Genomic DNA, 15,077 nt, shown 5'->3' on the forward strand with positions numbered 1-15,077 from the left:
AGTTTTTTAAGTGATTAATTATGCGTTTCGAGCTTTAGTGAAACAGTTTCATTACTTTTTAGTGTTATTTTTTGTTCAGAAACAAAGTTTTCTTTTGTAGTCGCATAATGCCACGCCTTAAGTGTGTGTTGACCAGTGGGCAAATCAGTCAATTTAACCATGCCATTTACATCGCTTTTACCAAAATAAGGCGTGTCTACAATATGAATGTAGGCCAACATGTTGTCATGAATGTTACAGCCAAGTATCACTGTACCTGGCTTATCAAACAGAACAGGCTTTGCTGGAATGCCCGAGTAGAGCTTCAGTTCAAAAGTTTTAGCTGGAGAGAACGAATAAACATGATGCCTCACGGAATCTTTATTTGGGAAATTTACACTGGTTCCGACTTGCACAACACTGACAAATGGTGAGAATTGTTTGTTTTTTTGGTCAACATTTGCCTCATTAAGAGATTTTTCACTAGTTTTAACAGAAGCTTCCAAGTAAACAACAGCATTACTAAGTGGGTTGTCTGTTTGATCTAACACTTGAACTGTCAACTCTGCAGCTTGAGTTTGCCATGATGCGGCAAGCAACAGCAAGCTAAGGGTTGTGTAATTAGTAAGGGATTTTCTGTTCATGTGTCAACTCTAAATGGTTAGTTCTAAAAGATTAAAAATTAGTCAGTTACGATATCACGCTTCATAGGTGCTAATATTTTCAGGAGTTCATTTTTCTCTCGCTCTCCAACATGTTTATTGAGTGACGTTCTAAAAGCCTCTACAAACAACTCAAACTCAGCTGTCGTTATCTTAAGGTCTCTGTGCGAGTTCTGCATGGTTTCACCTTCATACACGCAATTTCCACCTGTTAAGACACAAAGCTGGTCAACAACACTTTGCTTTAATGTAGATAATTTAATGCCATCGAACGAACGTTTAATTTTAGGGTCATTAACTGACCTATCTATTGTTTCAGATACAACAACCGTTAGTACAGGTAGCCCGCCTATTCGTTCAAATAAAGATGGCACGGTGTTTGTTGATGAAGGTGAAGTTTGAGTTTGGGCACAAGAAGAAATTAATAACATTAAAACAAATAACACACTTTTATTCATAAATTGCTCTCTGACTTTATCTAACCTTACTTTAATATAACTACTGTGATTAATCTACGGTAATTTAGTTGTTAATTATTTTTTAAATAGCAATACGAAAGACAAACATGGCATCAAATAACGCTAATAAAAAACAATTACTGACTTGGACATTGAATATATTTGTTGTTTCAATGCTGGTCTACACTAATTTTTCATTTGCAGGTGACCGTTTATTAGCTACGGGTGGCGTCATGCAAATTGAAGGTGCTGGTGGTGGTGGATTAACGCCTTGGGCTTTAATTTCAGGGTATGGTACTGACAAACAAGTTGGCGGTTCTGCTTTCTATACAGAGGCAAAAACGAATGGTGATTTTGAAATAAGCTCTGGTGGTATTAGTGTTGGCTTGTATAACCGCTTAGAACTTTCACTTAGTCAGCAAAAGTTGGGCTTAGGTGATACGGTACCTGGTGAAAGTATTCGGGTGAATACAATCGGCGTCAAATTACGTTTATTTGGTGATGCTATCTATGAACAAGACACATGGTTACCCCAAGTGTCATTGGGTGTACAAGTTAAGCATAATGAAGACTTTCATTTTGTGCCTAAAGCGCTTGGCGCAAAGCATCAAACTGGCGTGGATGTCTATTTAGCTGCAACAAAACTTTACTTAGGCGCAGTTCTCGGTAGGAATCTACTAGTGAACGGTACCCTGCACGCTACAAAAGCGAATCAGTTTGGATTTTTAGGTTTTGGTGGTGACAATCGTGACAATTATCAGATCAAACCTGCTGCTTCAGTTGCCGTGATGCTAACAGATCAGGTGTTATTAGGTACTGAATACCGTTACAAACCTGATAATTTGAGTGTGTTTAAAGAGGAAAACGCACATGATATATTTTTAGCATGGTTTCCAACTAAAAATATATCATTCACCGCGGCCTATTTAAATTTGGGCAATATTGCGAATAAAAGTAATCAATCTGGCTGGTATTTGTCAGGTCAATTCGCTTACTAAGCATTGATGTGGATTACTTTAAAGCTTAGTGAGCGTGATATTTGGATATTAATGACTTAAGCATTTTTGTTTAATTAGATAATCTAAGCTTAATTTACCAGCGCCTCCAAATAACAGAGGCAAAAACATCACCATATAAATTAACGGCAATTTATAGTTACCAAACCCATCGCCATTTTCATCCACAATACGATAACCAGTCCATAAATCACTTAAGTTAGCCCATTGGGCTGGCCAATGTACAGTAGCAATCGCTACTATCGTAAGAATGATGAGCGAGACAGAAAAAAACCTAGTTGCAAGCCCAAACACTAGGGCAATAGCACCAAGTATTTCAAAATAGGTAGCAATCTGCCAGTTGATATCAGGTGAAATCAAGCTAAACGGAAATGGAAATGTAATGTCTGCAAACCAGTTTTGCCCATGAAGCTTTTCGTAACCAGCTTCTCCGAACTCATAAGCTAATATTAACCTGAGAAATAAAGGTGGAATGCTTTCAGAAAGCTGATTTAAATAATTGATAGTATTGGTGTATATGCAGCAAGTACAACTCACTAATTTATTTTTGTACATACTTTTCTCCTGAGTATAGTTATTCTAAACTTGCTGTTATTGGATTAGTCGGGAAACACTGTTAAAACTTACAGTGATTAATTTTGAGGCTGAGATCGATTTAAAATCTTAAATGGATATTAAGCAGACACGGGAAGCTTAATTTTTCTTGTTTTATCTGATTTTGATTTTATCTGGCGTAGCTTGTAAAACAAACGCACCCCTAAAAGAAAGCCCAAAACAAGCGCATAAAACAATGGCTCCCTGATATCTTTTTTGACTAGCCACCAAAAGTGTACAACGCCTAAAATAGCGATTAAATACACAGTCAGATGTAGCTGTTTCCATCGTTCACGCAACTTTTGCATCATATATTGGTTAGAGGTCACGGCTAATGGTAGTGTTAATAGATAGGCTGAAGCTCCTACCAGTACATAAGGATGCTTGATGATGTCTTTAATAATATCAGCCCAATCAAAGCCGTAATCTAGCCATAAATAAATAGTGATATGCAGACTGGCGTAAAAAAACATCATTAACCCAAGCATGCGCCTGAACTGTAGCGGCCAAGCTGGCCCCCATAGCATCCTAATCGGGCTAAGACTTAATGTGAGCAATAAAATAAACAAAGCCCAGAATCCTGTGGATCTTTCAATAAACTCAATTGGATTAGCGGTTAAATCATCACTCACGCCCAACCAAATCAAGCGGGCAAGTGGTAATAAGCAAAGTGCAAATAAGCTGAATTTAATCCCAGTTATTTGTATTTTATTAGGTACTCGCCGCAAAAGTTGTTTAATGTGCATACTAATAGACCTATGGCTTAAAAGTATTTACGTAAATCTAACCCAGCATACATCTGCCCTACTTGCTCGGTATATCCGTTAAACATCTGCGTTTTAATGCGTCCAGCAAATAAACCAGCACCAATTCTTTTTTCTGAGGATTGTGTCCAGCGCGGATGCTCTACCTGAGGGTTTACATTTGCATAAAAACCATACTCCTTAGGCCCTGCTTTCATCCAAGTGGTGATTGGCATTTTTTCAGTAAAGCGAATCTTGACGATTGATTTAGCCCCTTTAAAGCCATATTTCCAAGGTACAACTAAGCGCATTGGTGCGCCATTTTGGTTAGGTAACTTCTCACCATATAAACCAACAGCCATTATGGTAAGTGGATTCATTGCTTCATCCATGCGTAGGCCTTCTGTATATGGCCAATCTAATATGGGTAGGTTAACGCCTGGCATTTGTTGTGAGTCTGCAAGAGACACAAATTCAACGTATTTGGCATTTGCATTAGGCTCGGCCCATTTGATTAACTGGGCAAGGGGGAATCCTACCCATGGAATCACCATAGACCAGCCCTCTACACAACGCATACGATAAATACGTTCTTCTAGTGGGGCTAGCTTGAGTATATCGTCAATGCTAATTGTTTTATTTTTCTTAACTTCCCCTTCAATACTGATTGTCCATGGATGGGGCTTAAACAATTTAGCATTGACTGCTGGCTCACTTTTTCCTGTACCAAACTCGTAAAAGTTATTGTAAGTTGTAACATCTTCATAGGAAGTTAACTTTTCATCTTTACCATAAGCTGTTTTAGTAAAGCTTGGTAATGACAATATTGATTTAGAGTTTTTGCCTGAGGGAGCATTTAGACGCGTATTATCTGCTGCTAATAGTAAATGGCTATGCGCAAGTGCGGAGGTAGCAAGCAAGCCAAAGCCTGCTTGCTTGATAAAATGACGCCGATTTTCAAACACCTCTTTTGGCGTGATTTCTGAAGGCGCAATGTCGGATTTTTGTTGAATAATCATGGAGTACCCAGTTAGCGAAGTGTATGTTTTTTAAAAGTATTAAACCATCATGCTAGATGCGTCAATCTGTCACCTAGCTGTGACCACGTAATTCACAATGAGTTTAATACACAACCCTTAGTCTGAGTGTGTTGATTATCCTTACAAAATTAGTACAACAAAAATAATACAAAGGATGTGATTAAATCAACCCTTGTGTTTCTTTTTCAATTTCTTCCGCTAATGCTTGGTCGTTAGTATTTTTAGCGATTAGCCTAGCTTGGTCAATAAGTGTTTTGGCTGTTATAGCGTCACCATTGGCAGCCTTCACTTGGGCCAATATGCAGTAGCCATAAGCTTCGTAATAAGCACCGCCTTGGTCTTTTGCAAATTTAATAATCTTATTAAGTGTTCTTTCTGCATTAGCATAGTTCTTTACAGCAGCATAATAACGACCTAACTCAATACTTGAGTGCGCATATTGGTCCAATGTGCCTGACTTCTCATGCATTAAAAATGCCTTAATTTGATACTCTAGCGCAGCATCATGCTGATTCAACATATGATAAGCAAACGCAACAGATTCAAAGCTTTCACCTCGCTCGTTGTCATTTGCTGCAAGTGTATTAGCGGTTAAATATGAATCAAGTGCAGATTGGTATTGTTTGGCATTACGATGCACATTACCAATACTTTGATGTGCCACGCGCTCAAAAGCTTTGCTATGTGTTATTTTTGCTTGCTCTAGGCTTTGCTCGTAGCTCAAAATCGCCTGTTCAAACTGACCAGCATCTTTATAAGCGTGCCCAGTCACGAGCGCAACAATCGTTTTATCAAATGCATCTTTAGATTGCTTATCAGCTAATTTAAACGAAGATATAGCGTCTTCTAACTTTCCTTGCGCACTATATACGCGGCCTTGGCATATCAATGCTTCCTTATCATGCTTATCTGCACTTAGTGCCTTAGTTGCAAATGACAAAGCTGTAGATAAATCCATTTGGTCATAAGCTTTGTTGCATGAAAATGCATTATCACTAGCTGCGTAAATAGTATTAAAAAACAAAGAAGTAAATAATACAGTTAAAGCTTTTTGTAGTTTCATTTTTAATAGATACTCTTTGATGATATGAATAATAATTATAAGAAAGTTGCCCATTGCTGAGCCTTATCAGCCGTTGCAAAAAAATGTGGATTTAATAGCGATGGTTTATTGTTGTAACTCAAGGTGATCGCATGTTCATCTACAATATCTCCTCCAGCTTCTTGCAACACACAATGTGCTGCTGCAGTATCCCATTCATAGGTAGGCCCCAAGCGCGGGTAAACATCTGCGCTACCCTCAGCCACTAGACAAATTTTTAGAGAGCTTCCCAAACTAATAAGTTCAGGGCTCACTAAAGTTACAGCTTCTACATTGTGTATAAATCTCTGAAACCGCTCATCGGAATGTGATCGACTACCTGCAATCGTGATCTGTTGAAGATTCAGGCATTTTGTATAGATTCTTTGTGCGGGTGCTGCGCCAATTTGCTTATATGCACCCTGCCCCTTACTTGCATAATAAGTTAAGCCTGTTGCTGGCGCATACACCACACCCATTATCGACTGATGCTGGCTCACTAATGCAATATTCACCGTAAACTCACCATTGCGTTTAAGAAACTCACGTGTGCCGTCCAAGGGGTCAATTAACCAGTATTTTTGCCAACTCAAACGTAGTTTTGGGTCAATAGTTTCAGACTCTTCAGAGAGTATAGGGATGTCAGGGGTTAGCAACCTCAATCTAGAAACAATAATATTGTGGGCAGCAAGGTCTGCTAACGTAAGTGGTGAATTATCTGCTTTTTTCTCAAAGCCAAAATCAGTTGAGTAAATTTGCATAATCGCCTCACCTGCTTCTTTTGCGATTGCAATCACCTCATCTTGAAATTGATAGCTTTCATTTGTCATTGTTATTCTCTTTCAGCCAATACTGCTAATAAGCCTGCCTCATTTAGTATCGTAATGCCCAATAACTGTGCTTTCTCCAGCTTACTGCCAGCATCCGATCCTGCAACCACAAAATCTGTCTTTTTAGAAACACTACCTGCGACTTTACCACCAGCCACTTCTATTAATGCTTTGGCGTCATCACGTGACATTGTTGGTAAGGTGCCAGTTAATACAAAGGTCTTGCCACTCAGCTTACCCGTTGCCTGCTGTTGCCCATCAGTTTCTGTCCAATGCAACCCAGCTATTAATAATGCATTAATCACACTTTTATTATGCTCTTCAGAAAAAAAGTTCTTAATTGACTCAGCAACAATTGGGCCAACATCGTTCACCTCAAGTAAAGTTTCAATCGAAGCATTCATCAAAGCGCTTAAATTACCAAAATGCTTTGCCAAGTCTTTAGCTGTGGCTTCACCCACATTACGCATACCCAAGGCATAAATAAAACGAGCTAGTGTCGTTTCTTTACTTGCATTGAGTGCATCTAATATATTTTGAGCTGACTTCTCGGCCATGCGCTCGAGATTACTAAGCGTACCAATGTCAAGATTGTAGATATCAGCGAGTGTGTGCACTAAATTAGCCTCAACCAATTGGTCAACCAGCTTCTCTCCTAGCCCTTCAATATCCATTGCGCGACGCGATGCGTAGTGCGTAATCGCCTGTTTGCGCTGTGCAGGGCAAAACAAGCCACCAGAACAACGAGCCACCGCTTCATCTGCCTGTTTGAGAATATGTGAGCCACATTCTGGGCAAATGGTTGGCATTTCAAAACGGCGAGCATTAGGCGGTCTTTTCTCAAGCACTACTCCCACTACTTCAGGAATCACGTCACCAGCCCTGCGCACACTGACTGTGTCACCGATTAAAATATCTTTACGGCGAATTTCATCTTCATTATGTAGCGTTGCATTAGTTACTGTTACGCCGCCTACAAACACTGGCTTCAATCTCGCAACTGGCGTAATTGCACCAGTACGCCCTACCTGCACCGTGATACCCTCTACTTCTGTCAGCGCCTCTTGCGCAGGAAACTTATGCGCAATAGCCCAGCGAGGCGCTCGAGAGACAAAGCCCATCTCATTCTGCTGATTAAATTGATTAACTTTATAGACGACACCATCAATATCAAAAGGCAATTGCGGGCGTAACTGGCCTATTCTTTCGTAGTAGCCACTAAGCCCCTCTACCCCATAGACCACATCACGAACATTACTAACAGGGAAATGTAAACTGGCTAAATAATCCATTGCAACGCTATGACTAGTTAGCGTTGGAACACCCTCTGCCACGCCTAAGCCATAAGCAAAAAATGTAAGTGGGCGCGTAGCTGTTATTTTTGCATCTAGTTGCCGTAAGCTACCAGCGGCGGCATTGCGTGGGTTAGCAAACAGCTTTTCACCTTTTGCTAACTGTGCTTGGTTGAGCTTATCAAAGTCACGTTTTAGCATAAGCACTTCACCACGCACTTCTAGCAATTGTGGCAGGTTGGCATCATTTAAACGCATTGGTATTGCACGTAATGTGCGTAGGTTATGCGTAACATCCTCACCAGTGTAGCCATCGCCACGCGTAGCACCTTGGGTGAAAATACCATGCTCGTAGGTGAGCGTAATGGCTAAGCCATCAAACTTAGGCTCTACTGCGTATTCAACTTGTGTAATCCCTAATGCATCACGAATGCGCTTATCAAAAGCCTCTAATTCACTAAACTCAAAAGCATTATTGAGTGACAGCATTGCTTGACGATGTGTAATGCTGTTAAAAGCATTGATAGAAGAGCCACTGACACGCTGGGTTGGCGAATCGGAAGTGATTAACCCTGGATTTTGATTCTCTAGTGTTTGTAGTTCACGGTAAACTTTATCGTACTCACTATCAGGAACAGAAGGTGCATCTAGACCATAATACTCATAGTCATAACGCGCAATCAACTCACGTAACGCTAAAATGCGCTGTTCAGCGCTACTCAACTTCGAATCCGACATTCATTCTAACCTTGAAGCTTATGAAAACAACCTACGCGCACTGTCTGAACCAGGTACGATGCCTCGCACTAGCATGGTGGCGTAAATCACTTTGAGTTGCTGCCTAATTTTTTCGATTTGTATGTCGCCCAATGGTCTATTGTTATCATCAACCAGTACTGCATTTAAACCAATTTCCATTTGCCTTGCCACTTGCACCATTTGGTTAAATGCCTCTGTACAATGCATGACATGAGGGATATCTAGCTGAAAAGTCACGCCTTTTACTACACTCGTGCGTAACATTTCTGGATTAAATAAATAGTTATCTCGATTAAACATGACAAAAGAAACTGTTGGTGAAACACCTGCTTGCGATGCTTTGTCGTCAGTATTTTGGTAATACTTGAATGTACCATCCGCTTCTAGCAACATGCCTTGCGCTTCACACAAGCCTCTTAACTTGGTACCAGTGAAAGCGCCGTTATCTCCATGCACTAAATGAAATCCCATCGTTTTATCAACGTCAATGCAAAAAGTATCTAGCGCTGAAGCAGCCAACAGTGGATCACCATTACTTTGCCACTCAACATGTCCATCGATATCCAAACCTAATGTTTCCACCGCTAATTGAAACCGATTTAATATGCTACGCGTCACAGCGCCAGAGCGATCAGCAAGCTGTAAACTACAGGTGACTTTACTAGTGTTTTGATTTGCAATTTCCGGTTGTGAGGCTAAGGCAGTTAGCGGAACCCAGTCACGGTCATTGATTAACGCATGCAGATGAATCGGTTTGTCGTAGTCTTCGAAAAAACCACCAATGCTTGCTGTAAGGTTAGAAATACTTGTTTCATTTGCTAAATAAATAACAGCAATTAAGTCCATCTGCGATTGCAACATTGCAGGTAAATTTGATTTAATCAGATGATTAACAACAGCTTCTTTAGGTTGATCTGTGTATGTGGGTTCTATTGATGCTAACTCTTCAACATTAGCTTTGTCTTCCACATGATGAATGGAGGCGCTCAAGACTTCTGCTTGAGTTGCGGCTTCTGTTTTATTTACGTATGCAGTTTCTATTTCACTTACTGCTTCTACTTTACTTGCCTGACTACTTGTTTGATTAAAAGCATCATTGAAAATCGCTTTAATTTCTTCATGCTGTGCTGGCTTAACATTAGCGACATTGGCTGATGCTTTAACTTCATCTTGTCTGCTTTCTGGTAAATATTGCTCAGGTACATGGTTTTGTCTTGCTACTAATGTTGAGTATACGTCATCAATGTCACCTAAAACATCATTGCTATTTTCTGGCTCAACATCGTTGATTGGTTCGAACCTGTCGTCAGGTATGTCATGGTGAAAATGCTCTTTTAAGCGCTCGCTATCAATAGAAAAGTTATCCTCTTCGAATTTATTCTCTTCAAAGTCATTAGTAGCGCTAGCGTGTCTATCATTATTGAGGAGCGCGTCATTTTGCGACTTTGAAAAGCCGCTTTCTATTTGCTGGTTAAACTTTCGTTCCTGCCACCAGTTAAATAAAAGTACAGCAGCAATGATTAAAGCACCAATAATGATTAATATTATTTGCAAATCGTTCATTTACATTAAACTCTCAACTAAATTACAACAGCCATTAAGATGCCGTTTCAACCATTTTCACAGCCGCGTCCATATCTACGTCCACAATGCGTGAAACACCTGATTCCTGCATAGTAACACCGATTAATTGCTGCGCCATTTCCATCGTAATTTTATTATGACTCACGTATAAAAACTGTGTTCTTTCTGACATTTTTTTTACCATCGCACAGAATCGCTCAGTATTACTATCATCAAGCGGTGCATCCACCTCATCCATCAAGCAAAATGGGGCTGGGTTCAGTCTAAATAGCGCAAACACCAATGCCAATGCAGTCAGCGCCTTTTCACCCCCTGATAGCAAGTGAATCGTGCTATTTTTCTTACCTGGTGGCTGTGCAAACACTTGTATCCCTGTGTCTAGGATTTCATCCCCTAATAGCTCTAACCTCGCCTGTCCGCCGCCAAACAAGGTGGTAAATAACTCATTAAAGTGTTTATTAGCTTCATCAAAAGTATGTTGCAAACGGCTACGTGTCTCTCGGTCTATCTTGTGAATAGCACCTTCTAACGTCTTGCTTGCTTCGTTCAAGTCACGACATTGGCTATCAATATAGTGTTTACGCGTCTGCTCAGATGCTAACTCATCTATTGCAGCCAAGTTTACCGCACCTAAAGCTTCAATATCAGACTCAAGCTTAATTTTACTTCTTTCAATATCCCTTACTTTAATCTCTGTGCCAGCGTATTGTTTTAAATGATTTTCAAGCAAGGTTTCTTCAATGTTTGATGCTAAAAGTTCGGTTTGGCATTGCTCAAAGTAAAGGCGAGACTCCTGCTCACTCAAGCGACCTGCTTCTAACTTATCTCGTAATGGGTATAGCTGTTGCTCCAGTTGCAACCTTAGACGTTCTTGTTGTTGCAAAACAGTTTCGTTTTCAGTCATTGTGCTTCGTGCATTTACTAACGACACCTCACGCTGCTGTTTAGTGTTTAATGCAGTCTCCAAGTTTGCTTTTAAAGCTTCCATTTTAGTAGAAGCTAGCGTGCCTTCAATTTCAGCACAGCGCAATTTTAACGAAGCCTCTTCTTCATTTAAAAATTCAAGTTTCGATTTTAATTCATTGATATTATTATCAATTAATTTTATATTAAAACTTTTCTCTTGGTGCAAGCGCTCTATCTCCTGCAACTGCACACGCGCTTGATTTAATAAGCTTTCTGCGGACTGCTTTTTTGATTCCATCAACTGCTTCTCGTGCTGAAGAGACAGAAGGCTCTCTGAAATCTCAGTCAATAGCGTTTGCTTTTGGGTGCTTTCAATCTGTAGCTTTTGTAATTTTTCTTCTGCCACATTGCAATCTGCTTGCAACATCTTTTGCCGCTGCATGGCGTTTACTTGCTGTTGTTTAAGTTGTTGCAGATTCAGATTTAACTGGTGCGCCTGTTGTGTCACTTGCTTCAATTCTTGCTGATGCGTATGTTGCATGGCGCGTAATTGCTGCAAATTACTTTCCAGTACCGATACCTGACCACTTTTAAGCGTTAATTGCGCTTGAGACTCAGGTAACTGAGCTTGCAAGTGAGCTAAGCGTGCTTGGCGTTCAAGCACACCGTGCTGTACAGACTGCTCACCATAATAAGTCACACTTTGCTGTGTATAAATATCACCATATTGATTAACCAAACACTCACCATGCTTTAACGAGCGAATCGCTTGGGCAATATCCATATCATTGTCGAGTATGTATACGCCAGCAAGCCAATCCTGCAACACCGCCTGAAAGTTTGGCACGACATGCTCAACTAGCGAGTACATTTCAGTAAAAATAGACGATGTTTTAGTTTGGGCATGGGCAACATAAGAGGTTACAGCTAACGTCATGGCTGCTGGCGCCCTATTTGCTAGGTTAGACGCTATCAATGACTCATCACACGCAATCGCATTAAGCTTTGCCCCAAGAAATGCCTCAAATGCAGTTTCCCAGCCAGACATAACACGAACAGCCTGCCATATCCTTAAGTTTTCATTCAGTTTGCCATTGAGGCCAGCGCTGCTCAGCCATGCACTTAATGCAGATGTATTATCCACTTGACGCATAGACTGCTGAAGCTTTGCCAGTGAGTTAACTTCCGCTTCAAGCACATGCAATGCTCGCTGTTGATGGTGTACCTCATCTCTGTTAGTTTTAATCTCCGCATGCAAAGCCTGCTCTTGCGCTACAGTATTAACATTTTTCTGCTCTAGGTCTGCAATTTCCACCTCTAGCGCATTTAATTGCGATTGTTTTTCAACAATTAAACTATCAGGGGGCATTTGCAATGCCTCATAATTTTGTTGCAATCGCTTTAGTTGCTCACTAGTTTCTGTGACTGAGCGAGACAAGTGAGTCATATTCGCCTGCTCCAGACGCAAGCGTTGCTCTGCATTTAGCCATGCTGACTGGCTGGCATTAAAGGCTGAAAGCGTCGCTTGATATTCTTGCAACCTTAATGGCACACCATGACTTGCAGCCTTTACGGCATCTTCAGTATTTAAAAAGTCAGAATCAGCTTTAACTAAAGCGGCCTGTGCTAGCGTACGCGCCTCTTCAACTTGTTGACGCTGATTGGCATTCTTTTCTACCTGAGCAAATAATTGTTGTAATTGAAGTTGTAAACGCTCTCTAGCGTCAGCAGTATTTTTTACTTGATTTTCAAGATTAGAAACCTCTGCGTTTGCTTCGTAATAAGCTGCTTGTGCTGAGTTAACAGCCTCACTTGATGCAACATGCTGCTGCCTGAACGTTTCCAATGCGCTTTCACTACTGCGCAAATCAGCCATTTGTGCTTCAAGCTCATTTACTAGCTTTTCAACCGTGCGTTGCGACTTTTCCCACTGTGTACTTGCATCACGTTTTTTTAATAACCAAATCTGTGCTTTAGTGATATTTAAAGCCTCTTGCATTTGATTATATTGTGTAGCCACCACCGCTTGTGACTGTAAACGCACGATCTGCGTATCCAGCTCACGTAAAATATCTTCTATACGCAATAAGTTTTCTCGCGTATCACGTAAGCGTTGCTCAGTTTCTTTGCGGCGCTCTTTATATTTGCTAACCCCTGCGGCCTCTTCAAGAAAGATACGCATTTCCTCTGGGCGGGCCTCTACAATGCGGTTAATTGTGTTTTGGCCAATAATCGCATAAGCACGACCACCTAAGCCTGTACCCAAAAATAAGTCAGCTACGTCTCTACGACGTACGACAGAGTTATTAATATAGTAAGTTGAGCCTTTATCGCGCTCAATCACGCGTTTTACTGAAATTTCCGCATATTGAGACCACTCCCCTGATGCACTGCCAGAGCTATTATCAAAAACCAGCTCAACACTTGCGCGCGAGATAGGCTTTCTATTACTAGAGCCATTAAAAATAACAGCATCCATTGCGTCTGCACGCATCTCTTTTGCAGAAGACTCTCCCAGCACCCAGCGCACAGACTCCATGACGTTGGATTTTCCGCAACCATTCGGGCCAACCACACCAACACGCTGCCCATGAATGTGCAATGTTGTCGGATCAACAAAAGATTTGAAACCAGAGAGTTTTAAATGAGTTAAACGCAAAATGAACTTTTACTAATTAGGTTTGACTTAGAACGTTATAATAACGTTTTTTAAGACAAAAGCTCTACTATCTATCATGACTGATCTCTCACTAGGTGCAAAACCAACCGCACAACCCTCTAAAACACTAGAGACATTTGAAAACCCAAACACGAAGCGTGACTTTCATATCCATATGGAAATCCCAGAGTTCACTTGCTTGTGCCCTAAAACTGGCCAACCTGATTTTGCTGTGATTTATTTAGATTACATCCCAGATCAATTATGCGTAGAACTTAAAAGCTTAAAGCTCTACATGTGGTCATTCCGCGATGAGGGTTGCTTCCATGAGGCTGTGACAAACCGCATTCTTGATGATTTGGTTGAGGTTACACAACCGAAATTTATGCGAGTGACTGCTAAATTTTACGTTCGTGGTGGCGTATTTACCAATGTGATTGCGGAACATCGCAAACAAGGATGGCAACCACAACCACGCGTTGAACTAACCCAGTTCGAAAGCCAATCTAACATTCGCGGATAAGCACAAAAACCAAGCTTTAGCAGGCTAAACTGCTGCAAGCATTAATTTTGTGAGATTTTAAGCAAATTAGGATGAAAGTGATTGACAAGCCCCCCGGCCATCTTTAATATTGCGCCTCGCTAACACTGCAACGCTTTGAAAGCTAAAGTATGTAGGTTTTGGGGGTATAGCTCAGCTGGGAGAGCGCTTGCATGGCATGCAAGAGGTCAGCGGTTCGATCCCGCTTACCTCCACCAAAATGTGAAAAATCACTTAGATTTATTAGCAAATTGTAGTAAAATGCGGCACTTGTAGTTTAGCGGTAAAATTCTTAGGTCCCCATCGTCTAGAGGCCTAGGACACCTCCCTTTCACGGAGGCGACCGGGGTTCGAATCCCCGTGGGGACGCCATAAAATGTAAATATTAGTTACGCTAACTGTACTAACTATTTAGAGGCAATCATTAAAATGCGTGTTTGAAATAAATGCGCTGTTTTAAATAGTAATATTTTCTTAGGTCCCCATCGTCTAGAGGCCTAGGACACCTCCCTTTCACGGAGGCGACCGGGGTTCGAATCCCCGTGGGGACGCCATAACTGGCATAGTTTTCAGAGGTTCGTTTGATTTCTCACAGCCAAATCTAAGTCCCATGTATTCATTTTTAGTGAATAGTTTTAGTCTTTTTAGACGATTTTATCTTTCATAATCTGTTTTATTAGAATGCAACATTCTAGATATAAATTTCACTAATACTACACCCTCCCCAGCCACCGTTAAGAGCTATTGTGTAACGACATATCAGCTACAGATTCCCTTAGAAAATATATATTAAAGGGTCTTAGGAAGCAAAGCACTAATTAAAGTGTGATAACTTCCTGAAATGGTTAATAAAAATAGATACTACAGCCGTTCTAAAATCACAGAGGCTAAATTCAGGCAGCTTGTGCGCTGTTTTGCCCTGGATTTTACTGC

Annotated in this window: 12 protein-coding genes, 3 tRNA genes and 1 pseudogene; 6 read left to right on the forward strand and 10 right to left on the reverse strand. The window is 40.8% G+C overall.

Annotated elements, in window-relative coordinates; genetic code table 11:
• Window positions 1-14: 14 nt before the first annotated feature.
• Together Q7U33_RS06555 and Q7U33_RS06560 are read right to left on the reverse strand one after the other, a co-directional pair.
• Entirely contained in the window at window positions 15-623 is a 609-nt protein-coding gene (locus Q7U33_RS06555) for a methylamine utilization protein (protein WP_304858841.1), read from the reverse strand.
• Window positions 624-661: 38 nt separating this feature from the next.
• Window positions 662-1,099 carry a group 1 truncated hemoglobin gene (locus Q7U33_RS06560; protein WP_304858842.1) on the reverse strand — a complete coding sequence of 146 codons (438 nt, stop codon included), beginning with the start codon at window positions 1,097-1,099 and terminating at the stop codon, window positions 662-664.
• Between the two features lie 173 nt (window positions 1,100-1,272).
• On the opposite strand from Q7U33_RS06560, the gene Q7U33_RS06565 reads away from it, so the two are divergent.
• Window positions 1,273-2,097 carry a DUF3034 family protein gene (locus Q7U33_RS06565; RefSeq protein WP_370651993.1) on the forward strand — a complete coding sequence of 275 codons (825 nt, stop codon included), beginning with the start codon at window positions 1,273-1,275 and terminating at the stop codon, window positions 2,095-2,097.
• Between the two features lie 48 nt (window positions 2,098-2,145).
• On the opposite strand, the gene Q7U33_RS06570 is transcribed toward Q7U33_RS06565, so the two are convergent.
• From Q7U33_RS06570 to smc, 8 genes are all read right to left on the reverse strand, one after another.
• Complete coding sequence (locus Q7U33_RS06570) at window positions 2,146-2,670, reverse strand: DoxX family protein (protein ID WP_304858845.1); 525 nt, start codon at window positions 2,668-2,670, stop codon at window positions 2,146-2,148.
• Between the two features lie 119 nt (window positions 2,671-2,789).
• Complete coding sequence (locus Q7U33_RS06575) at window positions 2,790-3,455, reverse strand: sulfite oxidase heme-binding subunit YedZ (protein WP_304858846.1); 666 nt, start codon at window positions 3,453-3,455, stop codon at window positions 2,790-2,792.
• Window positions 3,456-3,472: 17 nt separating this feature from the next.
• Window positions 3,473-4,471, reverse strand: coding sequence for a protein-methionine-sulfoxide reductase catalytic subunit MsrP (gene msrP, locus Q7U33_RS06580; RefSeq protein WP_304858848.1), 999 nt, complete (start codon window positions 4,469-4,471; stop codon window positions 3,473-3,475).
• Window positions 4,472-4,652: 181 nt separating this feature from the next.
• Entirely contained in the window at window positions 4,653-5,555 is a 903-nt protein-coding gene (locus tag Q7U33_RS06585; protein WP_304858849.1) for a lipopolysaccharide assembly protein LapB, read from the reverse strand.
• 35 nt (window positions 5,556-5,590) lie between these two features.
• Window positions 5,591-6,403, reverse strand: coding sequence for a 3'(2'),5'-bisphosphate nucleotidase CysQ (gene cysQ / locus Q7U33_RS06590; protein ID WP_304858851.1), 813 nt, complete (start codon window positions 6,401-6,403; stop codon window positions 5,591-5,593).
• A 2-nt stretch (window positions 6,404-6,405) separates the two neighbouring features.
• Window positions 6,406-8,433: an NAD-dependent DNA ligase LigA gene (ligA, locus tag Q7U33_RS06595; protein ID WP_304858853.1), complete on the reverse strand. Its 2,028-nt coding sequence runs from the start codon at window positions 8,431-8,433 to the stop codon at window positions 6,406-6,408.
• Window positions 8,434-8,451: 18 nt separating this feature from the next.
• Complete coding sequence (locus Q7U33_RS06600; protein ID WP_304858854.1) at window positions 8,452-10,017, reverse strand: cell division protein ZipA C-terminal FtsZ-binding domain-containing protein; 1,566 nt, start codon at window positions 10,015-10,017, stop codon at window positions 8,452-8,454.
• A 34-nt stretch (window positions 10,018-10,051) separates the two neighbouring features.
• A complete protein-coding gene (gene smc, locus Q7U33_RS06605) occupies window positions 10,052-13,603 on the reverse strand; it encodes a chromosome segregation protein SMC (RefSeq protein ID WP_304858857.1) in 3,552 nt (1,183 codons plus the stop codon).
• Between the two features lie 76 nt (window positions 13,604-13,679).
• On the opposite strand from smc, the gene queF reads away from it, so the two are divergent.
• The 5 genes and pseudogenes from queF to Q7U33_RS06630 form a co-directional block, all read left to right on the forward strand.
• The gene (queF, locus tag Q7U33_RS06610) at window positions 13,680-14,126 is read left to right on the forward strand and encodes a preQ(1) synthase (RefSeq protein WP_304858859.1); all 447 of its coding nucleotides are present in this window, start codon (window positions 13,680-13,682) and stop codon (window positions 14,124-14,126) included.
• Between the two features lie 160 nt (window positions 14,127-14,286).
• Window positions 14,287-14,362, forward strand: a tRNA-Ala gene (locus Q7U33_RS06615).
• Window positions 14,363-14,440: 78 nt separating this feature from the next.
• Window positions 14,441-14,516: transfer RNA gene (locus tag Q7U33_RS06620), tRNA-Glu, on the forward strand.
• A 106-nt stretch (window positions 14,517-14,622) separates the two neighbouring features.
• A tRNA-Glu gene (locus Q7U33_RS06625) sits at window positions 14,623-14,698 on the forward strand.
• Window positions 14,699-14,985: 287 nt separating this feature from the next.
• Window positions 14,986-15,077 (forward strand): annotated as a pseudogene (locus Q7U33_RS06630) (IS1595 family transposase); the annotation flags it as partial.

Origin of the sequence: Methylotenera sp. (assembly GCF_030653755.1) — a bacterium.
Classification (GTDB): domain Bacteria; phylum Pseudomonadota; class Gammaproteobacteria; order Burkholderiales; family Methylophilaceae; genus Methylotenera.